The following is a 25822-nucleotide window of genomic DNA, read 5'->3' as shown; positions in this document are numbered from 1 at the left end:
CGCATGCGGAGTCGGAAACTTCAGTTGGCAGGGCAACTCGGCGCGAGCCTTCAGACGCTGATCGGGGTCGTTCATGCATCCTCCGAATACAAGCACTACCCACTGGGGCATCTCCAGATCGCGGACCGATCATTCACTTCCAGCGATCTCGCCACCGCCGAGATCTGGCAGATGATCGCTGAAGGCGGAACTCTCGAAATCTATGCCGCAGTCAACTATCAAGGGAATCGGTCGATAGCTTCGGTCGACAACAGTGCACTCCGGACGCTTTACCCACGAGCCTTCGCCACAAACGCGTGGAACGACCGCAACGCCGACCAAGACCGGTCCGACCTCGCGCGCATCGACCGCGACATCGAGTCCCTACGAGTTGCCGACTTCACCGACCTCGCCAAACGGACGGACTACACCATTTCCGTCGAAACCAGCGCAAGTACCAGCCACACCTCCTCGACATCCAATGAAACGGCCTCGCCGAACGAGCCCCTCACCTTCAAAGAGTGCATCGACCGCACCTTGAAATCGGCGCTCGCACAAGAACTAGCCACCCGCGGCTTCATCGACCAAAATTTTGCTCTATACGCTTCACAGTTCTACGGCAACTTCACCGGCACCGACGTCGCCAATTTCATCGTTCAACATGTCCAGACCGATATCATGAACATCGCGTTTCCACTCGATCGTTCCGGAGCAGTCGACAGCCTCCTCGACGAAGTCGACCCCGATTTTACCTCCACCACAGTTGCTCTCAACATCGATATCGTCAACCATCTTCTTGCACAGAACGATCCCCGCGCCAACGACGTCGCAGCTCGCATTGCTGACAAGTTCGACGATGACGCACGCGTCTTTCTCTCGTCGTACCTCACCAGTGGAGGACAGTGTGAGGGACTCGCAGCGGTTCTCTCGGCGCATCCTTGGCCGCAAATCTTCGAATATCTTGCCACCGACGAAGGCGTCCCTGACGATGCGCGCACCACCTTGGTCAACGCAGCACTCGAAGCGGTGAACACCGACTACGACTACGACCTCTCTGCCGGTGTCAACAGATTTCTAGCCGATCGCTACCGTGACATGTCCACATTCACGCACGATCACAACGACGATGTCACAGCCAACATCACAGAAATGGTGATGCGAACCCAACTCCAAATACCAGAAATCGGACTTCTGTCGAGCAAGCTCCGGGAGAAAATCGTCGACCGCAACCTCTACCAACTCACTTCTGAGAACTTGAGAGTCGCACTCGCGGCGTACAGCGCAGTCCCTGCACCGAGTATCAGCTTCGATCTGACTATCACCCACGCACCGATCTACAAGTACTGCCTACAAAATCCAGCCCTATACCTCGCCGCCATCACCCACGACGCTGCGACACCGTACACAGTCGACAGCGTCAGCGCCCTCGTGAAAGTCCTGAACGACACCGCCGACCAATGGAACCACCAACATTTCGCCGATCTCATCGACAACGCCTCCCCTGCAAGCCGTCTACCCAACCTGACCCACGTTCCGGTAGAAGTATGGCGAATCCTCGCATCGGCCAACCATTTCCACGCCACCCTCGAAAACATCGACGCATACCTCACCGAAATCGGCACCATCGACAACGCACTGGCCAACTTGCTCACGGACGCCGAAACCATAACCCTCCCTGCCTCCCCCGACGAGGCCCATGACGAAGCGCAACGAAGCGCACTGGCTGCCGCCATCATCAACACACACACCATCACGGTCGCAAAACGCATATCGCTCGTCGTCAGCCTCGACCTGCATGACAAGCTTCGTGTGACACAAGTCGATCTCGATGTAGATCCGCTCACCGCCCGTGATTCCCATCCATTGTTCGGGGCCCTCCTCGAACACGATCTGATACCTGACGAACTCGACTCATTCCTGCACTTCCACACTTGGGGCTGGGACGCAATACGACCTGCCCTCATCGCGTCCCATGAAATCGCCACTTTCCTGACCCCAGAATCCGTATCCGGAATGATCGTGTCAGTGCTGGCCGACGACACCACCGCCATGAAAATTGGACCGGCGATCATCGCCGACATCGACCGGTATGTGCCCGAAAACGATCCTTCGGCACTCAACGCTGTTGCGGCATACGCGTACGGCAAGTCCATTGCACTGCAACCAGCAACTGTAATTCGCCTCGCTACCGCCAACCCCACCAACACATCGCGAGCCCTACACCTACTGCGCGACGCGCAACCACCTGCAACTGTGGACCACATCGTTGAGGCGTTCTCGGTGCTGACCGACCCCTACCGCAAGATTGTCCGATCGGGCGCGAAATTCGATGTGCCGAAAGACGATTTGCACACTTCGCTCCTCTCCACGCTGAAGGCGCAGAACAAATGTAACTTCAACAAAAAGCGTGGAAAGGAACTCTACGAGGTGACCGTCGCCTGATTGTGATCACCGTCGCGCGCGGACGTTGGCGTCTGTGACCAACATGCACGACACCGACGACTCAGTGATACCGAGTTCTTCCCCGAACCCGCTTCGAATGGAGAAACCGCCGTGCTGATCATCATCACGGGGACGGCAGCTCTGCTCATCTACCTCGTCCGCAAAGGCTCCCGGCACACGTATCGCCCCTCGATACCTGATCGGTGGCCCGACCTCCCGCCCGCGCCGCCCCTGGAACGATCACCTGTGGGCGGTTCACAGCCTCCCGTTCGCCTCCGAACCATGAGTTGACGGTCGAGTGGCTTCCCCTCGACGAACCCCTTTCCACTGCGGACGGGGGCATCAACTACGAACTGTGGTGTTCGGCCTGTATGTGCGCCGGAGATCTGGGAGAGGGCGTGCTGGTCAGGTCTGGCGCTCCGGCACTGGACGTGTAGGCCTTCAATCTCGCCTTCGTGGCAGGCGAAGGTCGCGGCCATTCACCTGCGCCGCACCACCATCGACCGCATCCTGCTCCTCTATACACCTGCAACGTCGAGATCAGTCGAAACGACGCCATTTTCAAAGGTCTCGAAGAGCAAGAGTTGCGCTAATTTTTGGCGCATCGCTACAGGTGGCCGACGGTCAAACGGAAATCCCAAGTGAACCAAAGCGCAGAAATCCTTTGTAGTACAGTTACCGTATCGAATTATGGAAGGCTTTCGAACGTCACGATCCGCCAGATCGCGACGGGACCGCCGAACTCGACTACGCGGAAATTGTGGAAAATTAAGTGGTGGACTGTTATTTCATTGCAATCACGGTCACCAGTCCTGGCCAGTTGCTTCAGGAACGATGTGTTCAGACTTCGAGAAATGAGCTGTAGTGACGATCGACCGTGATCTAGAGAATTCTGACATCATGAACGCAACGTCAGCGACATTCGAGCTTCTGGGCGATCGACTCACACTTGCGGTGTTGCGGGATGCTTTTCTCGAGCGAACGTGCCGGTTCAATCAGTGGCTCGAACACACGGGTGCGCCGCCTGCGATACTGGCCGACCGGCTCAATGCCCTTGTCCTACGGGGCGTATTCCACCGAGTGCCGCAACCGGACACTCCGGAGCGATACGAATACCAACTCACCGAGTTGGGATTGTCGACGTGGCAGATCCTCGTCTGTTTGTGGGGTTGGCAGCGCGAATGGACCGCAGAAGGAGCCGGGGAACCTGAGTTGGTTCATGAGCAGTGCGGACACCGTGGACCTGCAGTTGTGGTTTGTTGGGAATGCGATAACCACATCAGCGCACGCAACACCGTTGTGGAGATCGAATCGGACGCAGTCTGGTCATCGACATCGGGTGCCCGTCGACGTTCGAGTCGACTTCCAAGCGAGCCCGCACAACGCGGGGACATGCAGTTCAATACGGTGATGGAAGCTATCGGGGATCGCTGGAGTGCTCTCGTGACCGGGTATGCACTGGCCGGTGCCAGGCGGTTCGGCGATTTCAGAGCGGCCCTGGATGTTTCTCCCACGACTCTCACCGATCGGCTCAGCCGACTGTGCGCGGCGGACATTCTCCGCAAGTGCGAACCTGGGCAACAGTACCGACTGACTGCCCGCGGCATGGACTTGTTCGGCGTGTACGCGTCGTTCATCTGGTGGTCGGGACAGGCATTTCCTGACGCGGCGGGGCGAGGCCTTGTTATCCGTCACCGGTTGTGCGACGCGCTCGTGGAACCGGTATTGAAGTGCCGTGGTTGCAATAGTCGGCTTAACCGGACCAGCGTGCGGTTCGATCACGTTGGAACACAGTAGCCGACAGCTACCTCACCATTGACCTTCAACTACAGAAGTCTGTCCACATCTCCGAGGTTCTTCACTAACCGAATACCACACTCACGAAAGACGACTTCGCATGAAAAGCAATACATTCGGCGCTGGAGATTCCGCGCCGTGGGTGATCGACGCAGCTCGGACGCCGTTCGGTGCGGCGCGAGGATCCTTGGCGCACATACGTGCCGACGATCTCGCCGCGTTGCCCATTGCCTCTTTGATCGCCCGGTACCCAGATTTTGATGCTGCCGGCATTGAGGATGTCTTGTGGGGTAATGCAAACGGCGCCGGTGAGGACAACCGGAACATAGCGAGAATGGCTACGCTTCTTGCGGGTCTTCCGACGAGTATCCCCGGCGTCTCGGTCAACAGACTGTGCGGATCCGGTGCAGAAGCCCTCGCGTCGGCCGCTCGGCGTGTAGCTGTAGGCGAAGGCAATCTGTATCTGGCCGGGGGCTCAGAGAGCATGAGCCGAGCGCCCTTCGTGCTGCCTCCAGTGGATTCCGCATTTCCGCGTTCCGTCGAGCTGGTCTCGACGACGGTGGGATGGAGGATGGTGAATCCTCAATTCCCGCAACCCTGGGTGGAAACTCTTGGGCGTTCAGCCGAGTTGATAGCCGACGAGCGAGGCGTCGGCAGGGAAGAGCAGGATACGTGGGCCCTGAGGTCGCACGAACTGGCATCAAAGGCATGGTCGGACGGTGTCCATACTGGATTCGTGGATCCGTTGTCCGGCCTCGAATGTGATGAGTTGATTCGACAGACAAGCATGCAAAAACTCGCCTCGTTACATCCGGCGTTCTCCACGGGAGGCTCTGTGACAGCGGGAAATTCATCACCTATCAGCGATGGCGCAACGGCCACACTGGTAGGAACTCGTTCTAGCGCAAACGATCTAGGGGTTGAGCCGCTGGGACGAATCTTGACCTCGGCGGTTGTTGGCGTGGAACCTCAACGTTTTGCACTGGCACCGGTGGCCGCAGTACACAAGGCGATGGACCGCCTGAACCTCAACTTCGCAGACATTCGGGTACTCGAGATCAATGAGGCATTTGCAGCGATGGTGCTGTCCTGCCTACGCGAGTTGTCGCAGATACCGGTGGATCGAGTAAATCCCTTTGGGGGAGCTATCGCGCTGGGGCATCCACTCGGGGCATCTGCTGCGAGACTCGTCGTCGACTGTATGCGGCACCTTCGCCGTATGGGCGGCGGGATCGGTATCGCGACTGCGTGCATTGGCGTAGGCCAGGGAATCGCCGTCGTAGTTGAAGTGTAAGGGCCCCGAGGTATCGAGATCGTTTCAACGGCAGGCGGGCCAGAATGCACAGCATTCTGGCCCGCCTGGTCAACCGATTCGACGCCGTCAGACCCCGGCGCTCACCAGACGTCCGTCCGAAATCCGCTGCAGCGCAGTGCCGTACTCCGCAGCAATCTGATCGACTATGTTGCTCACCGGCTCGACCGCATGGATAGTCTGCAGTCCCTGGCCGGCCGCCCACACGTCCTTCCACCGCTTGAGCGATCCGCCACCGGCCGTGTAGTTCTTCTCCACGGTCAGCGACGCAAGGTTGTCGGGGTCCAGTCCAGCCGCAACCAGACTGGGTTTCAACCAGGAGGCCGGAGTGCCGGTGACAGACGCACTGACGACAAGATCATCGGGGCCGCTGTCGACGATCATCTGCTTGTACGCCTGCTGCGCCATGCTCTCTTCCGCCGCTAGGAAGCGAGTTCCCATGTATACGAGATCAGCACCCGCGGCGATGGCGCCCGCAACTCCGAAGCCGTCGCTGATTCCGCCGCCAATGATGATCATGCCGTCGAAGAACTCGCGGACGGCAGACGTGAAGGCGAACGGGGAGAGATGGCCGGTGTGTCCACCCGCCCCTGCGGATACGCACGCCATACCGTCGACTCCCGCATCTGCTGCTTTGTGCGCAAGTGTCATGTTGACGACGTCCGCGATCACGATGCCGCCGTAACCCTTCACGACGTCCATTACAGGCTTCGGGGAACCGAGAGCTGTAATGACCAACTTGGGCTTGTATTCGGCGATGAGACGAAGGTCATCCGCAAGACGTTGGTTGCTGCTGTGGGTTACAAGGTTCGCGGCCCACGGAGCAAGGTTGGTGGAACCGTTTGCGCCAATACCGAGGCGATCGGTTATCGATCCCATCCAACTGTCGAGGTCGTCGAGGGTCCGGCAGTTCTGCGTGGGAAAGGAACCGATGACGCCTGATTGACATGCCGAGACGACGAGGTCGGGTCCCGAGACCAAGAACATCGGCGCGGCCACGATGGGAAGACGGAGGGAAGTGAAGATCGGGCTGTTCATTGGTACCTACTTAAGAGATGGTTTCGGGTTCAGATGTCGGGTTCAACCACTGCATGTCGTTTCCGATCACGCAGTGGCTTTCTGCGTGAGTTGCTCGAGCAGTCGCGTTGCACCGACCCTGTCGATCTTCCCCAACGGTGTCAGGGGAAGATCGTCGACGTGGTGAACGGACTTGGGACGTTTGAAGTCGGGAAGTCGGCGTCGGCATTCGGCCAGGGCACTCGGTTCGTCGATCGTCGTGGTGGATTCGACGGTGTACGCCGCGACGATACGCTGACCCCAGATGGGGTCTGGAAGGCCAATGACGACAACGTCTTTGATCCCGGATATCGCGGAGAGCTCCTCTTCGACCTCTCTCGGATAGACGTTGTAGCCCCCGGTAATGATCATGTCCTTACTGCGACCGGTCAGATGGAGGTAACCGTTGGTCGCACGGAACCCGAGGTCGCCGGAGTGCAGGAGTCCTCTGTCGTGACTTTTTCCGAGGTCGGTTCGTGTTTCGGCGTTGTGGTATCCCGGGCTCACTGAAGGTCCGCTGACCACGAGTTCGCCAATCTGGCCGTCCGCGACGGTCTCACCGCCGTCGCAGAACTCGATTTCGACTCCCGTGCAGGGTTTCCCGACCGAGTGGAGCACGTCCGCGTCCTCCGTCACACCCCAGCGGTGATCAGCTGTTGTGAGCACGGTCAACGGCGGAATGGCTTCGACCATCCCGTAGTACTGTACGAGATTCGGCGTGATCCGATGGTATGCCTGACGGAGATGCTCGACGGGCATCGGCGCGCCCGCATAGGCGAGCATGCGCAGGCGGCGCATCGGCGCGAGTTGTGCGTCATCGAAATCCAACAAGCGTGCTACGACGGTAGGCACCAGCGCGGTGTGTGTCCCACTATGCTTTTCGATGGCGTCGATCATGTCCTTGGGATGAGGATGATCGAGAAGCACTTGACGGCCGCCGGCCTCGAGGAGTGGGAGGACGAATAGTCCACTCGTATGGATCACGGGTCCGGCATGGATGAACACAGAAGGTTCCAGTCCGTCGAGGCTGCCTTCGAGCACGTGCTCGCGCATTGAGCGCAGCGATGCGAGCCGGTTCGCGTGTGACCGTTGCGCTCCTTTCGGTACACCTGTTGTACCGGACGAGTAATGCAGAGCGCATAGGGATGCAGGGTCGAGGGTTCCGAGGGAGGCACCGACCGGTGCATCGGCAATAATTTCATCGAGTGTGGGCCGCGCGCTGCCACTTCCTTGCACCTCGATTACTAACTCGGCCGTCGACCGTGACACGAAATCGGTCGCTCCGTCAACCCTCGGGTCGAAGATCAACGCACGAGGAGCGCAGTCTTGTTCGATTCTTGCCCAGTCCCGTCCGCCCACACGTGGGTTGAGTGCAACTCGTATGTATCCCCCTACAGTCAAGGCGAGGTCAACCTCGACTGACGCAACGGAGTTGCGCAGAAGTACGAGGACTCTATCGCCAGGCAAAACCCCGACTTTGTCGAGTCCGACTGCCAGTTGGTGTACTCGGTCGGACAGTTGAGAGAACGTCAGTGAACGTTCGTCGTCTTCCACGGCCACTTCGGGGCCGTACTTGCATGCTGCACCGCGCACCACATTTTCGATTGACATTCGAACTCGATCCCTCCAGTTAACTACACTTATTGAAGTAGACAACGTGGAGGGCCGGTACCGCAACTGCGTTTCGCCCGCGAAGCCCAGGGCAGTTGACAATTCGCCAAGTAGACCAGCGACTATCGGTCACGCAAGGCATTTCAAGACGGATCGTTGACAAACATAGACTCACTGGATTAACTTCATTAGCGGTAGTAGCATCTGATTCGTGCAGTGAGCCGATCCACACACAGGTCCCGCGAGTAGCTGGCTGCACTCAATCGAACTCTGTGCCTTTCCAACCCTGAGTTGTATTTGCCGCCGACAGGAACGAGTGTTCATGTTCTTCGAAGTCCATTTGGATCTACTCCAGGCCGCAGTAGAAGCCAATCTGACACGTACCGCATGGACTGGATTTGCCCCCATCACTCCACCCGATTCCAGGCAGGCCGACGAATTTGTCGGAGCCTATGACGGTGCCGTACTGCAGCTTTCGGACCTCTTTACGTCAACAATCACTGCTGACGAGGTTTCGCCGTACACTGGAAAGCCTCTGAACGTCTCCTACAGCGCACCCACCGCACATGAAGCCTTGACTGGCGCTGCTCGGGTGGCTGCAGACCTGCGTGACGCTGGGGTCCAGCGCCGTGTCGGCGTGTGCCTCGAGGCGTTGCATCGGATCCACCAGCGTGGACCTGAGTTCGCCGCCGTCACCTCCCACACCACAGGCCAGAGCCTCTCCATGGCGTGCAGCGGCAGTGGGACAAACGCTCTCGACCGCGGACTGGAGGCCGTTGCAATGGCCTGGGCCGCCATGAATCGTGTTCCCAGCGAGGTGACCTGGCAGCAGACGTTCGGCAAGACTCCGGTGACTCTGCGCAAGCGCTTCCACCCCCGTCCACTCGGCACGGCACTCGTCATTGCCTGCGCGTCGTTCCCCGCCTGGAACGCCTATCCGGCGATCCTCGCGAACCTCGCCACCGGCAATCCGGTGCTCGTGAAGCCGCATCCCCGATCGATTCTCGCAACGGCACTCGCCGTCAGCATCATCCGGGACGTGCTCAGCGAAACCGGCCTGCCGGCAGATTCGGTTCAGCTCCTCGTCGACACGGCCGAGAGCCCTGTCGCCGGTGACCTCGCAACCAATCCGGCCACTCGAATTGTCGACTTCACAGGTAGCCAGCGCTTCGGAAACTGGCTCGAGCGCAACGTCTCGAATGCGCTCATATTCACGGAGACGGCCGGCGTGAACACCGTGATCCTCGATTCAGTTCAGGACCTGGCCGCGACGATGCGGACCTTGGCCGGCGGTCTGTCACTGTTCAGTGGGCAGATGTGTACTACGCCCCAGAACATCTACATCCCCGATGCGGGCGTCCTCACACCCGACGGAGTCGTTTCCCGAAGCGAGGTGGTCGCCGCACTCAGCGCTGCCATCGATGATCTGGCGGGAACACCCCGCCGAGCAGCTGCCATCTGTGGTGCACTTCAGTCGGAGAGCACTCTCGAATCACTCAATTCCCTTGCAAACCAGGCTGAAACCGACGGAACCCTGGTGCGCAATCCGGTTGCCTACGCACATACTGAGTACTCGAAGGCCCGGACTGTGACGCCGTTACTGATCCGTGTCGATCCACGTCGAGGCGACCAGTTGCCCGGCGGCGAGCAATTCGGACCCGTCGCCTACCTCATCGATTGCGCGGACCGTGACGCTGCCGTCGAGCACGCGACAGCAAGCATCCGTCAACACGGTGCAATCAGCTCGTACCTGTATTGCACCGACGACAACGCCATCGACGATATCGCGGCCGCCTATGCCGACGCCGGGGCATCGCTGTCGGCCAATCTCGTCTCGTCGATGCCGATGCAGTACGCGGCCGCGTACAGCGACTACCACGTCACCGGCCTGAACCCGGCTGGCAACGCCACCTTGACCGACGAATCCTTCGTGGCTGGGCGATTCCGTATGGTCCAGGACCGCCGTCAGATCGAAGGGTGACAGCATGTCGCAATTCTCTTCCGGCGTCTACATTTACGACGCCATCCGCACTCCGAAAGCCCGGGTCCGTCGCCAAGGCGGCACCCTCGCGAACGTTCCGGCTCACGACCTTCTCGGCCAGTTGTTGTCGGCAGCAGCAGAACGCGGCCTAGCACCCGAACTGGTCAGGGACATCGTAATCGGGACAAGCACCGCATTCGGTGACCAGGCCGGCAACGTCGCGCGTGCCGCGGCACTGTGGGCCGGCTGGCCCGACGAAGTGAATGCCGGCGTCGTGTCGAGGCTGTGTTGCTCGAGCCTCGACGCCATCGAGACCGGCGCCGCCAAGGTTGCTTCCGGTATTGCGGACGTCGTAGTCACCGGAGGAGTCGAATCGATGTCTCGGGTCCCGATGATGGCCGACAAGCCCTCCTTCGCGATCGACGACGAGCTCGGAGACCGCACAGGTTACGTCACGGTCGGAGTCTCCGCCGATCTCACGGCCGCCCAATGCGGCTTCACCAGAACGCAACTCGACGAGTGCGCAGTTTCCTCGCACCAGCGGGCGCTCGCGGCGCCGTCATCCGATTCGATCATCGCGGTACGGTCGAACGACACGACGATCCTTTCCACAGACGAGGGCCCGCGTGCAGGCCTGAGCGTCGACGGGCTCGCCGAACTACCGACACTGTTCGGGGAAGATCCGTCGTGGGAACGGGTCGCGTATCGATTGCCGTCCTCGCCTCGTGCCGCGACGGGACTGCATACGTCGGCGACCGCGCCTCAACTCGCCGACGGCGCAGCGTTAGCTGTCCTCGGCTCGCGTGCCGCGTCGGCACACCTCGGCCGAGAGCCGGTAGCTGAGGTGATCGGTGTCGCGCAAGCCGCAGTGCGTTCTCCGCTCCTGACCGCGCCCGTGGCGGCAGCACAGCGCGCCTTGGCCAACGCCGGGATCACGGCGCCACAACTCGACGTCGTGGAAGCGAACGAATCCTTCGCGGCATCTGTGCTGTTGATGACCCGCGAATTCGAGCTCGATCCAGCCATTGTGAATCCGCTCGGTGGTTCCATGGCCGCTGGACATCCACTCGGCGCCGGCGGCGCAGTGCTGCTGGTCAACGCCCTCGACCAACTGCGCCACATCGACGGTGAGTACGCCCTGATCACCATTCCGGCGGCTCTCGGACTGGGCGCTGCCGTCGTCGTCAGGCGTCTGCAATGACTCTTCTCCCCCGCCCGTCGTCCATGCCTGCCAAGCCATCCAAGGGAACGAAACTCGTGAATGCCATCATGGATCAAGATCACACGAATCAGTTGCGCGCTTGCCATCCCGAAAGTCGGGTCCTCGATCATCTCGAACGTGGATGGTGGCTTCCTGAAACGGTTCTCAACCTCTTCGACGGTCATGTTCTCTCACGCGGCGACGCACCTGCCATGACTGACCCGCAGAATCTCTCGGACATCGCCGGGATTTCGCCCGGTTCGTTGACCTGGTGTGAACTTGATGCACGTATCGACGACATCGCCGCAACCTTGCATGCGCACGGAGTGGGCCCCGGTCACGTTGTTGCAGTCCTGCTGCCCAACTCAATCGCCCTTGCCGCCACGTACCTGGCGCTGTGGCGTCTCGGAGCGATTGCGGCGCCCATGCCAGCCTCCTACCGGCGACACGAACTGAGCCGGATCGTCGAATCGTCCGAGGCAGTCGCCGTCGTCACCGCGACGCGACTGCATGACCGAGCGCCGCACGAGGAAGCCCTCACCCTCATCGGTGTAGCTCCGTCGTTACGTTGCGTCTTCACCTTCGGACCATCGCAGGACAACGCAGGTGTGCCGTTGGACGGGGCTTCATCGACGGCTGACGACATCAACGCAGTCCGGAAGGCTTACAGCCAACTCGACCGAACTGTCAACGACTGCATCACGATCTGCTGGACGAGCGGGACCGAAGCAGCACCCAAGGGTGTCCCCCGGTGCCACGCCGACTGGCTCGCAATCGGCCGGGCGGTGCAGGACGGACTCCGGACCGACTCGGACTCAATCATTCTCGGTCCCTTCCCAATGGTGAATATGGCAGGATTCGCGACGTCCCTGCTGCCGTGGCTGCTCAGCGGCGCGCACCTCGTCCAGCACCATCCATTGGACATCGCAGTCTTCCTCAACCAGGTTCAACGGCACCATGTCACCCATGCCAGCATGCCCCCCACTGTCTTGAGCATGCTGCTGCAAAACCCGAACCTGCTTACCACATTCGACCTGTCGTCGCTGCACACAGTTGGATCCGGCGGTGCGCCACTGCCTCCCGGGGTAGTGCGCGACTGGCAGAACGACCTCGGCATCGAGGTTCTCAATTTCTTCGGATCCAATGAAGGCGTGTGTCTGCTCGGGGCTGCGTGCGACACCCCCGACCCGATGATCCGAGCCGAGTATCTGCCGAACTACGGTGCCACCACCAGGACCTGGGTAACGTCGGTCGCAGAACGTACCTCGGTGCGCCTGGTCGACTTGACGACCGGTGAGGTCGTCACCCGGGTTGGCGGTCGCGGTGAACTTCGACTGAAGGGGCCGACGGTATTCGCCGGCTACCTCGCGGGAACCGCAGAGAAAGGCCCGTTCGATGACGACGGGTACCTTTGCAGCGGTGATGTTTTCGAACTGTGCGGAGAATCCGGCGAGTACCTCAAGTTCGTCGACCGCAGCAAGGAAATCATCATCCGAGGCGGAATGAACATCGCGCCGGCAGAGATCGAGGGACTACTCCTCGAACATCCCCACGTCTCGGACATTGCGATCGTCGGCTACGACGACGCTGTCCTCGGTGAGAAGTGCTGTGCCGTCGTAGTTCCCATGCCTGAGGCGAGTGTCTCACTCGACGCACTGGTGGAATTCCTTCGTGCCAAGGACATCGCGTCGTTCAAATTGCCCGAACGGCTCGTCACAGTCGAGGAGCTGCCGCGCAACCCGGTCGGGAAATTACAGCGCCGCGACCTGCGAGTCCACATCGCACAGAATCTGTGATCGATGAGTTGGAACCAATCCCCAGTAGGGCTTCCGAGAGCAACACCTACCGGCGTCGACCTCCCACTGACCGATGAGCTGAACGCCATGCTTCAAGGGCGACTGCCGGGCCTGATCGGCATGCGCATCCGCAAAGCCTCGGCAGAATTGGTCATCGCCGATCTGACCGTTAGGGAAGAACTCTTGGCACCCAACGGATATCTACACGCGGCAACTGTTGTTGCACTGGCAGATACGGCTTGCGGAATCGGCGCACGCCTGGCACTGGCGGACGGTGATTCCTTCACCACACTTGAAATCAAGACGAACTACCTCGGAACCGCACGATCGGGAATGGTCACGGCGGTCGCCACACCCGTCCACTGTGGGCGACGCACTCACCTCTGGGATGCGAGCGTCCTGGACGAGGAAGGCCGGCGTATCGCCGAGTTCCGATGCACGCAGTTGGTGATCCGGCCCCAGATGGGAACGGAGCTCAAATCGATGGAAGGAAAACGATGACGAATACTCAGTTGCCTGCCGGCGAGGCGCCGATCGCGGTCGCACGTCCTGTGAACGGCGGCGAAGAGAACCCCTACCTTTTCGGGGTGTTCGCTCCGGTGAAAGATGAACTGACACTTGATGACCTGACTGTGATCGGCGAGATCCCCAAGGATCTCAACGGTGTCTACCTTCGAAACGGTCCGAACCCTCAGTTCCCGGCCGCCGGGCGCTACCACATGTTCGACGGGGACGGCATGATCCACGCCGCTCACTTCGAGAACGGCAAGGTCAGATACCGCAACCGGTACGTCCACACTCGTTCTTTCGAACAGGAATCGGAGGCCGGTCGCGCATTGTGGACCGGTCTGATGGAGAACCCCAAGGACAACCCGCCGGGTAACGGCCACGGACTCGGCATCAAGGACGCCTCCAATACCGACGTCATCTACCACTGCGGCCAGGTACTCTCGACATGGTATCTCTGCGGAACACCGTACGCCGTCGATCCTCTGTCGCTGGAAACACTTGGTGCACAAGACTTCCTAGGCACCTTCGCCGGCGACATGATGGCTCACCCCAAAGTCGACGAGACGACGGGCGAGCTCATCTGGTTCGACTACGGGCCAGATATGGATTACCTGCGGTACGGAATCATCGGAGCCGAGGGCACGCAGACACATGAAACGAGGATCGACCTCCCCGGCCCCCGCTTGCCGCACGACATCGCAATCACCGAGAACTACTCGGTCCTCATGGATCTCCCGCTGGTACAAGACCATGAGGCCCGGAAGGCCGGCAAGTACCGGATCTTCTACGATCAAGCTCTACCCGCCCGTTTTGCTGTCATCCCCCGCCACGGGACAGGCCAGGACGTTCGTTGGTTCGAGGCGAAACCGTGCTACATCTATCACATCGTCAACTCCTGGGAACAGGGCGACGAGATCATCATGGATGCCTGCCGAGTGAAGAACCCTCAGCACCAGTCCACCTTCGAGCATCCACTCTCCAACATGCTTGCCTACATGCGTCTCGATGCGCAGCTCTACCGGTACCGTTTCAACCTTCGCACCGGAACGACAACCGAGACGCCGCTCGACGATGCCAACATCGAGTTTCCCAGCGTCGACTCGCGAATCATGGGCCGAGAGCATCGGTACTCGTACAACATGAGTCTCGCCAATGAACCCACCCTCCTCTTCGACGGACTCGTAAAATTCGACTCCCAGACCCAAACCAAAGAAGAGCACAAGTTCGGACCGGGACGATGGGGTTCCGAAGCGCCCTTCGCGGCGCGCGACGGCTCCACCAGTGAAACCGACGGCTACCTGGTCTGCTTCGTCAACGACGAAGCTGAAGATCGCGGCGAGATCAACATCCTCGATGCCGAGAACATCGAGGGAGGCCCAGTCGCCCGCGTCCTACTGCCGCAGCGAGTTCCGTCAGGATTCCACGCCTGCTGGATTCGCGGCGATCAACTCCAGAAGGCATAGAGCTCTCGACAGAACAAGATCTCAGCAAGTATCTCGTGCCGCTGGTGGATCTCTTGGCGGCTATCCACCAGCGGCAGGCCTCAATCCGGCACACCCCATGAAGGACCGGCCACGCAATCGTCGGAAACCACAACGTCGATCCCAGCCGGCCTCGAGACGAGCAACAGCACACCGGAGACCGACACGAAGTCGTCGCGACTACCCACTCAACCAAGCCGGAATTCTGCGGCCAGGACCCGATCACCAACCCGACGAACTGCACACCCGCACTCACCAACGATTCGACACTCAAGGCACTGTGGTTGAGCGTGCCCAATCCTGACACAACCAACAGGATGGCGGGTGCCGACAGTTTCACCGCTACATCGCGCACCGAGAATCCGCCCAGACCGAGACTGACCAGAACTCCGCCGGCGCCTTCCACGAGCGTCAGAACATGCGCTAGTTCGGGCGGGTTAAGGCTTGAGCGAGGCACTGTCGCGTTAATCGAAAAGTTAAGTGTCGCATCTAGTTTGGGTCCTTCTACTACGGGAACCCGCCGGGCCGTTTCACTTTCAGGCGGCGGCAGTCGCGGTGACTTCCTGCCAGACCGCGAAGCGGTCGGCCATCTCGGTACACCATTGGGGCGCCGAGAGCTTGTGCCGGTTGGACCGGAAGTGCGGCGAGATGCCGCCAAACGCGGACAGGAACCGCTGCGCATGCCCAGGTGATGTGAAGCGTTTCATCGCCCGCTCCCGCTGTCGGGTCGGTTGGTGCGAGTTCTCGGCTCGATTGTTCAAGTACTTGGATTGGCGATGCTCGACCGATCCCATCAGCTCGCGGTGCGCCACCTGGTAGCTACCCAGCTTGTCGGTGACGATCACCCGCGGCACATACCCCAAACCCTTAAGCAACCGCCTGAGGAACTTCTTGGCCGCCAACGCGTTTCGGCGGGACTGAACTAGCACATCGAGCACGTTTCCATCCTGGTCGACCGCTGGCCATAAGTAATGGAGTTTGCCGTCAATTTTGATGAAGACCTCGTCGAGGTACCACTTGTCACCGGGCCGGGCCCGCCGTCGGCGCAGCTGGTTGGCGTAGGTCTGGCCGAACTTGGCGCACCACCGGCGGATCGTCTCGTAACTCACCGCGACACCGCGTTCGAGCATCATCTCCTCGACTTAACCGAAGCTGAGCGGGACCCGGAAGCACAACTACACGCAGTGGTTGATGATCTCGGCCGGGTAGCGGTGGCCTTTGTACGACAGTGGGGTGCTCACCGCCACATTCTCCCAGTTTCCTGCGTTCAACAACGTGACAGTGCCATCCCGAGAGCTGTCACCACCCCTGGGTGTCACGCCGGCACTCTCGAGTGCCGCACGCACAGTACCGCCACTGTCCGCGTAAGTCTTTGAGGGAAAGGGATTTTCGCTCAAGGTGTCGGCCGGAGCGGCCGACCCCTCCTGACTTGTGTAATCTTCGTTTCGGGTCGTCGACCAAGGACGGGATCGGCTCGGGCATCACTTGCGGGATCGTCGTCGGCGACAGCCCCACGCGGATCTTCACCGCTGGATTATCGACTGGCGGCGATTCGGGTGGTCCTTTGCTCGCCGCGGGTACGACCAAGATCAGCGACTATGTGCGCGGCATTGCTGCCAGCGGAACGTCGTTCGAGTACATGAAGTTCTCGGCGGTGCTCAACGAGATCAACTCCCCAGGTAGCCCCTCCCCTGAGAGCAAGGGCTTCAGCCCGGTCAACAACTGAACACATGCGACAGCGGGCCAGCGATCAAGTCGACTGCTGGCCCGCTGTCGCTCTGGAGTCAGTCGACCGGCACGCCGAGTAACGAAAGAATGTAGACGAGCGGCGCGTACGGTCCCCAAAAAGCCCAAGCCGTTGCTCCCATTTGACTCACCTCCAATCAGGGGCAGTGTCCGCCGAGGTCGCACGGGATCACGGCCCAGATCGGGCGCCGACACTCCCACACTGCAATAGGAGTCCCCGCATCCAGCCACTTGAATCACTAACGTCCCCAAAGGGGGCTCCCGATCGTCCGACCCTGTCAGGTCAGGCTAGACCCCGGAAGTGGCCGCACGGAAGGTTCGAACATTCAATCCACCTACCGGTGGAAACAGCTATCAACGTGGCTTCGGATCGAACTTCTGACACCAAATACTGTCTCGCCATCACCGTCACCCCGACGTCCGCGTACCGACCATCCAAATGCAGCAGACGGCATACAGAAGAACGCCTTCAACGTCGTCCGCTGAAACAACACCCGCACCGCTGTCACCTTTTCGAACACGCCCACCTCGACCCCGGTGTGTCGACTCTGAGGCGACGGCGGCGTAGTTACGAGAGTGGTCGACACCAACAGGTCCGCCGAATCACATTGACACTGGACATTGGACACGCTCAAACCCGGTCTACAAGATGTCGACTTTCACCGCTCTCGGCGGGTCGAATGTCCTGATCACGGGGTGGTCGGGCCATCGTTCAGTCCAGTGGTCGGTGTTGATCACGGGGTGGTCGGGCCATCGTTCAGTCCAGTGGTCGGTGTTGATCACTGCGCTACCCGGAGCGGCGGTGTCGCAGCACGCGTGCTGTCGTCGAGGGTTGCCCAGCGGAGTTGTCCGCTCTCGTCGCGGATCTCCAGGCTGCCTGTGCGTTGTTGGAAGCCTTTGCCGACGGCCGCGACGTCGAGCCGAACGCCTGTCACCCGCCCTCTCCCCGCTGATAGACCCGTATTCCGGACACTCGCGACAAGATCCGCAGATCCGGACCGTCCCATTGCCCTTCTGTCACGATCAACAGCGATCCCTTACTTCTTGCCCGCGCAGCCACAGCCCTTCCGCGAGAGGGCGTTACAGCGCCACCAGAGAGCCCCAGAACAACCACGTCGAAGCCCTCCAGCAAAATTGCAGCGCAGTCGATTGCAGCATCCTTTGGCTGCGGCACCAGCGCGACCTTCGCCAAGTTGCCACCTTGCTCGTGGAAGGCGAGGAGTCCGAGTCCGGGCATTCCGATCACCGCAACGTGCCCGCCGGCGGCGGTGACGGTGGCGAGTAGGCCGATGAGGACCGATGCTGCGCCGTCGACGCTGACGACGGTTCCTCGGGCCAACCCACCGCGTGGGAGCAAATCACCGATCGGCGCCGGAACGGGAAGCATCCGGAGAGTCGATTGCGCCGTGGCCACGATCGGAGTCGGCTCTTTTTCGCCGACGGGTTTGAGCATCACCGACGGTGTGGCTGGTTCGGTGCCGTCCGAGCGGGCGGGGATCGAGGCCATCTTGCGGCGTAGCTGTTCGAGCTTTTCCGCCTTGGTCAGCACTGTTGTTGCTGATGAGTGGGGCTTTTGGTTCATCGTCGCCCCGCTTTCCTGGATCCGCGCGTACGTCCCGCCCACCAGGATAATCGAACACAGGTTCGATAAAAACAGACTCGGGACGGTTGGGCTTTACGCCGGTCCAGCGATCGGCTCGAGCAAGCTCGGATCGTTGTTCCTCGGAGAGTTCACAGCGGTCGAGACTTCGTACGGTTCGAGATGCGGCTCCGGAACGGAATTGATCATGGCCTGGACCTCGCCTTTGTCGGTGAGGTTCGGATCGAGCCAGTGTTCCCAGAATGATTCGGGCAGGATCAGCGGTGATCTGTCGTGTATGTGTCCCGTGGAATCCGTAGCTGGCCGAGTCAAAACAGTACAGGTCCATACCCACTTGTTCGGATCGTCTTCTGGCAGTTCGGGATCGGGCCACAACTCGTAGAGCCCGGCCATCGCGATAATGTCGTCCTCAGTGTGAAGAAAGTAGGGAATCTTCGACCCTGCTTCACTTTTCATCCATTCGTAGTAACCGTTCGCAGGAATGATGGCGCGCCGTTTGGATGCACTACTTCTGAATGATGGCTTCTCCGTGACGGTTTCACTGCGGGCGTTGATCAGCTTGGACGCCATCTTTCGGTCTTTTGCCCAGGCAGGGAGCAAACCCTTTTCCGGACTAGCGAAACGCGCTCCTGCCAGGTCAATGAGGAACGTCGAATGAGCGCTAGATGAGGATCCGCCAACGGGTCGTCGGATTCCACTAAGGCAGAGGAATGATCGCGGCGACGAGCTCTGACGGGTCCGGAAGCACCAGGTGCGTGGTTACAGGTTCGAGTCCGACCTCGGGCCACTCAGCGATCAGCGGCAGTTCTCGGGTTTGCGGTAAATCGGTCACTTCGTACAGGTACTCCCGCTGGTAGAAGTCCTGGCTGTCGTACCATCCGCGACTGTCACTACGAAGAACTGGTTGGAGGATCGGGTCTTCGAGTGCACGTAGTCGCATCGGACGACCATGGGCCTGGCCGGCACGGCGTTTGCCCGTCTCAGGGTCGATGACAGATGGTGCGGTGTATTGGCGTCTCATCGCTTCGGCGTGAATGCCGCTGCCGACGACCGTCACCGCGACCTCGAGCCCAACCGAGTAAGCCATGATCGAGCGCAACCCGACCGTGACACCCTCGACACGGGCGAGTAGCGCCGGGCCATGCGCGATCGCACCGATCTCCTTGCCGTTCGAGGGGTCGATCATGAACCAGGCCATGTCCGGATCCTGACACATCCTTATTGCGAGGCGACCGAAAAGCAGTCGATGATGTTCGCCTGGCGTTCTGTCCACGGCGTTCCCAACGGGGCACCTCTACCGATTCTTCCTGCAAGCCGGCCCGTGAGCGGGATGCGCTGACCAGCACGAATCCGTTAGCCCCGTCCGATGACATTCCCATTGCCGGGGCGCCAAACGGAGCGAAGGCGTTTCTTCGCGTGTCGGTAGGCCAGGAAGGAGGATGGTCGAGCTCATCGGGGTATTCCGAGAAGTACCGGTCCAACGGCCCGACGTTCGGCTCGGTCGAGAGCGGCCATCTTTCCGGCGGCCGCATCGAGGCTGATCTGTAGACCCTGTATCTCGCCGAGCCAGCCATTGGCGCGGGCTTCGGCGATGCGGTCGCGCAGGTTCTCGATAATCTCGCCCAGCCGTGCTCGTGCACGCGGATCCACGCGCAGCATCGGACAACGGACACAGGCGTGTTCGTGACTGCAGGGAGTGGCGTAAGGGCGGCCACAGTCCCCGAGCTCAAGCTTTCGGGTCTGAAAGTGTTGTTGAAACTCGGTCCACTCTGCGCTGGTGGGTTCCCGGTACTCGTCAGCCGGGCGCACGGCTCGCCGGCCGTCGAGGAAGGCGCGGTACGAGCGAATCAGTTCCTCCTGGAACACAGCGGTGTAGCCCTGTGTCGTCACCAGTCGGTGGTGCCCAAGAATCTTCGCGGCAATGTGGATCGGCAGGCCACCGGTGACCATCTCGGTGGCGAACATGCGCCGAAAGTCGTGCGCGGTGGCCTTGATCGGCTCACCGGCGGCGTTGCACACACCCATCCGCTCCCATGCCTGCGCGAGTAGTTGGTTGACCATCCCTGCGATGATGACCTTGGACTGGTAGTGGCGATGGCGTTGGAACAGATGCGGCAGCGGTGGTCCCCAGGACCGCTCATGAGCGTCGTGGCGAGCGACAAGCGGGATCGATCCGCCACCGATGGCGCGCAGCCGACTGACGACGCTGGCGAGAACGCTGGCCAACTCGGGCGTGACGACGAGCAGCCTCTCCTGGTTCGTCTTGGACGGAACGATCTGGAGCAGCGGGATGACCTCACCGGTATCCGGCAGGCGGTGACTGACAACAGCGAGTTGGGTGAGCTCGAGCAGCTCTTCGACTCGGACGCCGGTGTGACGCAGCGTCTCAACGATTGCCCACGTCCAGAACGCCTCGTCCTCGAGGTAAGTCAGGTCGAGCCGCTCGGCGGTGGCGACGATTTCAACCTTGACCGGTTCCTCGACTGTTCGGCGGACGGGGCCATGCCCGTCGATCCTCAGCGCTAATCGGCGGTAGCGAATGCCGATGTGTTCGAAGGTCTCGTCGTACCCCGCGGATTGACCGGCGACGAGAAGCTCGCCTTGCTGTCGCAGGTGGTCTGCAACAGAATCGGACAGGCGCATCAAGTGCGGCAGCCGGTCCCGGACACGCTGGTGCATACGCGCGGTGACCTGCCGCTTGTTCTTCATGTAACCCTCGGTATCGCTACGCCGCACCGGGCACGGCACTGCCCAGGGCGCCCAGGACGGGTCTTCCAGCGCCCAGGCGGCGATGTCGAGGTAGAAGGCTCGGACGGGTACGAAGATGTTCAAGACGGCCAGTCGTTCGCGGACGGTGCCGTCCGCTCGTACGACCGTTCGTGTTCGCTGCCGCCAAGCTTCGGCGACGTCGTGAGGCAGGTGGAGCGAGTCGATGCCTGGGTTGTGGGCTTCGATGTCGGCCCAGAATGCGGCAAGGACACGAGCGAGGTTGGCGAAAGTGCTGTAGTCCAATGCTGGGCGTCGTTCGTCGAGGTAGCGGACGATCACGTCGCGGATTGGCCGACAGACCAGGTTGTTCGAGTCGACGATCTCACCGGTCGACAACTGGCCGCGCATCCGCATCGTGTGAAACGGCGCGTCTGGGATCTTCGCGATGCCTCGCACGAGATCCCAACCGACGCTGATACTTCCGCGGGTTTGCCCGCCGGGTCGCCCAATTGCATATCGCAGGTTCATGAAGTCGTCGAAGGTAAGCTCGTCAAGGTTGCGCCCGCAATGGAGGACTAGCGTGGTGAGGGTGTTGAGTGCGTTGACTCGCTGCGGTTTACGGATTTGCAGCTTTTCGGCGTTCTGTTCGGCCAGTGCAAACAGGTCCGGTCGGAACACGGCGCGGGCTTTTCCGTAGAGAATCGGCGAGGACAGGGTGCGCAGGAGCCTGTGGCTGGGCAGGATGAACCGGATCAGCATCAAGCAGCCCAGAGCGTCAATGAACACTCTCCGCTTGGCATTCAGTGACCGCGGATCATCTCGGGTGATCGATTCGATCCAGTGGAGGGTGTCGTCCGGGTTCGCGCACTCCCAGCGTGCCTGCCACCCGTCGCCGGAGTGGCGGGCTAGCCAATCGAGGATTACTCGCGTCGCCGCGATGATCGGCCTTTGCTGCCGTGGCGAGCGTCGGGTCATTTCGGGCGAGGCTTTCAGGGCGGTGAGCACATCCTCGGCAGCCGTGCAGTCCAATGGACCGCCGACGCCGCCTCGCGCGCCCCAGCGCGCGCGTTCCTCGTCGGTAGCCCGCCAGACGGGTGAGCGCTTGGCTGGTGTCGGTGCCGGCGCTCTCACTTCGCTGCTCCACCGAGAAGCACAGTCAGGTCCGCGGGGTCGTACCGATTGGCCACAGGTGGTGGCTCCGGAGCCGCCTCGTGTTGCCGGTCGAGATGTGTCAGAACTCGCTTGGCGACCTCGATATCTTCCTCGAACAGGTAGATCGACGCCGTGGTGTCAATGTCCGCGTGGCCGAGAATCACCTGCACATCACGCAAGGTCAGGTTCGAGTCGCGTGACATCCGCAGCGCCGCGGTGTGCCGTAGGTCGTGCATCGACCAGTTCGTCCCTAGTGCGTTGTTGACCCGCCGGAACACCGCCCGTAGCGCGTCATAGGTCAGTGGTTGATCCGCAGGTCCAGTGCCCCTGTCGCGTCGACGCACCGTGCGCCAAATCGGCTCGTTTGGTCCGACGGGAGCGCTCTCTCCCAGATAGAGGCGAAGCCAGACGAAGGCTTCGGCACTGGCGGGGAGCCACTGCTCGGCGCGGCTACCCTTGCGGATCACGCGCACCAGTTGATCGCCCCAATCGATGTCGACACCGCGAAGACCGAGCAACTCACCAGCGCGTGCGCCGTTGCTCAGCGCCAGCGCCAACAACGCCCGGTCCCGGTGCGAGCGCAACGCGGCGAACACATCACGCCACTGCTCGTCCGATAGGGTCCGTGGCCGCCGCTTCGCGATCGGTGGGTTGTAGCGCAGTCGACCCTCGGGCCGGAACGGCTCCATCGGATTGTGATGCTCGTTGGGTCGAGCGCGCCCCGCCCGCCGTACAGGGTTGACGACCGGCCCCTCGCCGAGATCGGCCCAATAGTCATAGAACTCCCGCAGCACCGCCAATGCGTGACGGACCGTCCGAGGTTGGTAGCGGTCGTTTAGGTATGCCTTCCGTGTAATTGGGTTGACTGTTCCCGCTGTCGTCGACGACACCGTGCGCGCGGACGCGCCTGGCTTGGTCGCCGCACTAAGCCAAAGCGCGTAGTCGCGAATCTCGTCCGATGTCGCGCGCTGCCATGGCACGCCGACTATCCGCAGCCATCGCCACCACCGCAGTAAGTCGTAGGCGTAGCTGCGCGCGCTACCCGGCCGGTTACCGCGAGCTGAGAACTCGACCAGATACCGGCGAATCGGCTCGATCGCTCCACCGACATCGTCGACCACCAGCCACGGAGAAGGACCGGAGGCCTCGACCACCGAACCCCACCGCTTGAGTTCAATCCGTAAGCGATCCACCATCCACCCCTTCCGAGAGCCGTTGCCATCAAAAGAGGTCTATGCCACTGCCTTCAACTCGAACCGCAACCAGAACGGCGCGTCGTCTCGTAGTCCGGTCAACACCCCCATTTGACGGTCCGGAGCTGGCGCTGGGGCTCGGCGTCGGGTTCCTCGTGTGGGGTTCGTTCGAGGATCACACGGACAGGTTGTGTGGGGGCGACGTTGTAGGACGGTGGGAGTTCGTCGCCGACGGTCTGCATCGTGTCGAAAAACGACTGCAATTCCTTGCTCGAGCTTGTGCTTGCATAGCGCCCACACATGGCCTGACCTCCTCGTAATCGGTTCCCGTCCCATTGAACAGCGTGGGTCCGACTTCCGCGCCAAACGCCGTGTGATGATCTGTGCGAGTACGTCGTCGACTGTCGCGGAAGGGGAAGTGCGATCACCAACCCTCGGCCGTCGCCTACCGATGTCGCGTTGGCGATCGTGGCCGCCACAGTCCTCGGTGTCACCGTCGGAATTCTCCTGGCCGACGTGGTGGCCGGCGTCGCGGTCGGGGCCGGTACCGCGGTCGTGTTCCGTTTCGTGTTGCGGACGATCATCACCAGGAAATGACGGAATCTCTCGGGAGGACCTACGCATGAAAACGTATCGCGACTACGAATGGCTCTTCCGCGACTACCCCTGGACCGAGAACGGGCTGCACGTGACCTACGTGCGCGACGCAACGCCGACCGCCGTGATCGAAGCGATGACCGTGCGCGACCTGGGGGAATTCCGCGGACTCCATGGCGTCAACGAACTCGGATGGGAAGAATTTTCGATCGTCGGCACCGCGGCATTGGGGAACTGGACGATCGCGATCGCTCCGATGGCGTCAGCCGGCACGGACGACGCACTGATGGCGCCTCTGTCGGCGGGACGTGAAGTGCTCACACACTCGAGCAATGTCGAGGCAGGTTACTCGTTCGTCCTGTGGCAGGACGGGGTTCGTACGGTGAACTTCGATCCTCTCCTGCGCCTGGACCCGATACCGGAGGCGTGGCAATCGCGGATGAGAGAGGTCGGGCTCGACCCCGACGGTGAAGGACCGACGCCGGACGGGAAATTCCACCTCATCGAAGCGTCCTTTGCGATGGCCGCGAACTACACCGGCGTGCAAATCACCCCCGAATTCTTGTCGACGTCGACCTTCGTGGCCGGCAGTGACGACTGACCTCGATGCAGGTCAGCGCACCGGAATAACTCTGCGGGGATGCTCGTTGTAGAGGCTGTCGGTGCTGACGTTCTTTGCCCCGGGTACCACCGAAAGAAATGCCGCTTCGAGCGGCCACTTGCCGAGAGGCGCAAGACGGGCACCGACCCTGTGAAGCCGCTGGACACCTTCAGGTTCCGGCGGCTTCGTCATATCTACCAGGGCTTCAGTAACACTGTGTGCCTCCGAACTCGCACGGAGTCACCTCGGAGAGCGCTATCCGCCATTCCCACGGCAGTGGAAGCCACCAGATCCAACCACCTGCGATCATCTGAAAGCCTCCTCGAATACGTTGCTGCTCCAGATCAGTGACGGCCGGGGAGGTCGACTGGCGGATGTGCGGTATTCGAAACGTGCGATAATCATCAGCCGCGGGACGGAACGCTGTGAATCTGTCCACCTACCGGTGCGTTCTCAGATCGACCAAAATGGACGACATGGCGCAGCACTGGAGCGAGTATCCGTTGTCCGAGGTCGACGGTCAGGCGCCCAGCACACTGCCTGCGGGTCGCTACGTCAGCGTCATTTCGAATGGACACGGAGCGTTGACCGCGTGGGTTGCGGGGCCAAGCCGGTGCTACAGGACACCGTATCCGGCATCCGCGCACCCGCCGGTACTGGTTACTCGCGGTGACCCGAACAAAGAACCCGAGGAAGACGAGTCGAGCCCTTTACCGAAGAAGACCTGCGGACCGTCAACGACGACGTCAACTCCTACCTCGCCGAGGCCGGAGTTCGTTTGCAACCTCGGGGGTACACATGGCACGTGCTGGTGCCTGAGAGCGTTCGCGATGGCGAAGAGCTGGAACATGCTCTGCGCGAGAAGAACCAATTCATCGAACCAGCCGAAGTCCTGAGAGTAATAGAGCGAATATACGAATCACTGGTCAGCCAGATACCGCCGACTTCCTGACGAGTGTCGCTGGTCGGCGGTCTCAGCCTGACCAAATCTGTTGCACGATCATCCACAGTCACTCACGGACAGGTTGCGGAAACGGGCTCCAATGCAACCACCAGCT

Annotated in this window: 20 protein-coding genes and 4 pseudogenes; 13 read left to right on the top strand and 11 right to left on the bottom strand. The window is 61.0% G+C overall.

Translation table 11 applies throughout. From position 1 onward, the window contains the following. Nucleotides 1-3 precede the first annotated feature (3 nt). The 3 genes from ACVZUB_RS33150 (at nucleotide 4) to ACVZUB_RS33140 (ending at nucleotide 5512) form a co-directional block, all read left to right on the top strand. A complete protein-coding gene (locus ACVZUB_RS33150; RefSeq protein ID WP_482628971.1) occupies nucleotides 4-2421 on the top strand; it encodes a hypothetical protein in 2418 nt (805 codons plus the stop codon). A 900-nt stretch (nucleotides 2422-3321) separates the two neighbouring features. After that, entirely contained in the window at nucleotides 3322-4218 is an 897-nt protein-coding gene (locus ACVZUB_RS33145) for a winged helix-turn-helix transcriptional regulator (RefSeq protein ID WP_482628737.1), read from the top strand. Between the two features lie 100 nt (nucleotides 4219-4318). Then, complete coding sequence (locus ACVZUB_RS33140; RefSeq protein ID WP_482628736.1) at nucleotides 4319-5512, top strand: thiolase family protein; 1194 nt, start codon at nucleotides 4319-4321, stop codon at nucleotides 5510-5512. A gap of 87 nt (nucleotides 5513-5599) precedes the next feature. Here the strand turns inward: ACVZUB_RS33140 and ACVZUB_RS33135 are convergent, their stop codons facing one another. Next, nucleotides 5600-6568, bottom strand: coding sequence for an NAD(P)H-dependent flavin oxidoreductase (locus ACVZUB_RS33135; RefSeq protein ID WP_482628735.1), 969 nt, complete (start codon nucleotides 6566-6568; stop codon nucleotides 5600-5602). 66 nt (nucleotides 6569-6634) lie between these two features. Further along, nucleotides 6635-8197: a class I adenylate-forming enzyme family protein gene (locus ACVZUB_RS33130; protein WP_482628734.1), complete on the bottom strand. Its 1563-nt coding sequence runs from the start codon at nucleotides 8195-8197 to the stop codon at nucleotides 6635-6637. A 322-nt stretch (nucleotides 8198-8519) separates the two neighbouring features. On the opposite strand from ACVZUB_RS33130, the gene ACVZUB_RS33125 reads away from it, so the two are divergent. The 5 genes from ACVZUB_RS33125 to ACVZUB_RS33105 are packed head-to-tail and all read left to right on the top strand — an operon-like array spanning nucleotide 8520 to nucleotide 15148. Next, nucleotides 8520-10178: an aldehyde dehydrogenase family protein gene (locus ACVZUB_RS33125; RefSeq protein ID WP_482628733.1), complete on the top strand. Its 1659-nt coding sequence runs from the start codon at nucleotides 8520-8522 to the stop codon at nucleotides 10176-10178. 4 nt (nucleotides 10179-10182) lie between these two features. Beyond that, nucleotides 10183-11379, top strand: a complete 1197-nt coding sequence (locus ACVZUB_RS33120; protein WP_482628732.1) for a thiolase family protein — start codon at nucleotides 10183-10185, stop codon at nucleotides 11377-11379. Then, the gene (locus ACVZUB_RS33115; RefSeq protein ID WP_482628731.1) at nucleotides 11376-13175 is read left to right on the top strand and encodes a class I adenylate-forming enzyme family protein; all 1800 of its coding nucleotides are present in this window, start codon (nucleotides 11376-11378) and stop codon (nucleotides 13173-13175) included. The genes ACVZUB_RS33120 and ACVZUB_RS33115 overlap by 4 nt, the downstream gene beginning before the upstream one ends. 3 nt (nucleotides 13176-13178) lie before the next feature. Next, a complete protein-coding gene (locus ACVZUB_RS33110; RefSeq protein WP_482628730.1) occupies nucleotides 13179-13676 on the top strand; it encodes a PaaI family thioesterase in 498 nt (165 codons plus the stop codon). After that, the gene (locus ACVZUB_RS33105) at nucleotides 13673-15148 is read left to right on the top strand and encodes a carotenoid oxygenase family protein (protein ID WP_482628729.1); all 1476 of its coding nucleotides are present in this window, start codon (nucleotides 13673-13675) and stop codon (nucleotides 15146-15148) included. Before ACVZUB_RS33110 ends, ACVZUB_RS33105 begins: the two co-directional genes overlap by 4 nt. Nucleotides 15149-15428: 280 nt before the next feature. Here the strand turns inward: ACVZUB_RS33105 and ACVZUB_RS33100 are convergent. Further along, nucleotides 15429-15572 (bottom strand): annotated as a pseudogene (locus tag ACVZUB_RS33100) (ATP-dependent dethiobiotin synthetase BioD); the annotation flags it as partial. 130 nt (nucleotides 15573-15702) lie between these two features. Next, a pseudogene (locus tag ACVZUB_RS33095) lies at nucleotides 15703-16407 on the bottom strand (IS6 family transposase). A gap of 188 nt (nucleotides 16408-16595) precedes the next feature. Between ACVZUB_RS33095 and ACVZUB_RS33090 the strand changes: the two are divergent. Beyond that, nucleotides 16596-16892: a hypothetical protein gene (locus ACVZUB_RS33090; protein ID WP_482628728.1), complete on the top strand. Its 297-nt coding sequence runs from the start codon at nucleotides 16596-16598 to the stop codon at nucleotides 16890-16892. A gap of 799 nt (nucleotides 16893-17691) precedes the next feature. Here ACVZUB_RS33090 and ACVZUB_RS33085 read toward each other — a convergent pair. Further along, entirely contained in the window at nucleotides 17692-17847 is a 156-nt protein-coding gene (locus tag ACVZUB_RS33085; protein WP_482628727.1) for a hypothetical protein, read from the bottom strand. Then, entirely contained in the window at nucleotides 17844-18494 is a 651-nt protein-coding gene (locus ACVZUB_RS33080) for a hypothetical protein (protein WP_482628970.1), read from the bottom strand. Before ACVZUB_RS33080 ends, ACVZUB_RS33085 begins: the two co-directional genes overlap by 4 nt. On the opposite strand from ACVZUB_RS33080, the gene ACVZUB_RS33075 reads away from it, so the two are divergent. Next, nucleotides 18461-18544, top strand: a complete 84-nt coding sequence (locus tag ACVZUB_RS33075; protein WP_482628968.1) for a hypothetical protein — start codon at nucleotides 18461-18463, stop codon at nucleotides 18542-18544. The genes ACVZUB_RS33080 and ACVZUB_RS33075 overlap by 34 nt on opposite strands. Before the next feature lie 43 nt (nucleotides 18545-18587). Here ACVZUB_RS33075 and ACVZUB_RS33070 read toward each other — a convergent pair whose 3' ends face one another. The 5 genes and pseudogenes from ACVZUB_RS33070 to ACVZUB_RS33050 all read right to left on the bottom strand — a co-directional run. Further along, complete coding sequence (locus ACVZUB_RS33070) at nucleotides 18588-19205, bottom strand: SOS response-associated peptidase (RefSeq protein ID WP_482628967.1); 618 nt, start codon at nucleotides 19203-19205, stop codon at nucleotides 18588-18590. 4 nt (nucleotides 19206-19209) lie between these two features. Further along, nucleotides 19210-19710, bottom strand: a complete 501-nt coding sequence (locus ACVZUB_RS33065) for a hypothetical protein (RefSeq protein WP_154100411.1) — start codon at nucleotides 19708-19710, stop codon at nucleotides 19210-19212. A 251-nt stretch (nucleotides 19711-19961) separates the two neighbouring features. Continuing rightward, complete coding sequence (locus ACVZUB_RS33060; protein ID WP_452624210.1) at nucleotides 19962-22352, bottom strand: tyrosine-type recombinase/integrase; 2391 nt, start codon at nucleotides 22350-22352, stop codon at nucleotides 19962-19964. Next, nucleotides 22349-23569, bottom strand: coding sequence for a tyrosine-type recombinase/integrase (locus ACVZUB_RS33055; RefSeq protein ID WP_482628726.1), 1221 nt, complete (start codon nucleotides 23567-23569; stop codon nucleotides 22349-22351). Before ACVZUB_RS33055 ends, ACVZUB_RS33060 begins: the two co-directional genes overlap by 4 nt. 101 nt (nucleotides 23570-23670) lie before the next feature. Next, nucleotides 23671-23868 (bottom strand): annotated as a pseudogene (locus ACVZUB_RS33050) (SOS response-associated peptidase family protein); the annotation flags it as partial. Between the two features lie 166 nt (nucleotides 23869-24034). Here ACVZUB_RS33050 and ACVZUB_RS33045 point away from each other — a divergent pair. The 3 genes and pseudogenes from ACVZUB_RS33045 to ACVZUB_RS33035 all read left to right on the top strand — a co-directional run bounded on the left by ACVZUB_RS33045 (nucleotide 24035) and on the right by ACVZUB_RS33035 (nucleotide 25716). Then, a complete protein-coding gene (locus tag ACVZUB_RS33045; protein ID WP_482628725.1) occupies nucleotides 24035-24163 on the top strand; it encodes a hypothetical protein in 129 nt (42 codons plus the stop codon). Between the two features lie 25 nt (nucleotides 24164-24188). After that, nucleotides 24189-24764 carry a DUF6461 domain-containing protein gene (locus ACVZUB_RS33040; RefSeq protein ID WP_482628724.1) on the top strand — a complete coding sequence of 192 codons (576 nt, stop codon included), beginning with the start codon at nucleotides 24189-24191 and terminating at the stop codon, nucleotides 24762-24764. Nucleotides 24765-25231: 467 nt separating this feature from the next. Continuing rightward, a pseudogene (locus ACVZUB_RS33035) lies at nucleotides 25232-25716 on the top strand (DUF5956 family protein). Nucleotides 25717-25822: the final 106 nt, after the last annotated feature.

The organism is Rhodococcus sp. OS5, assembly GCF_056837585.1.
This window is presented reverse-complemented; position numbering and strand designations above follow the sequence as displayed.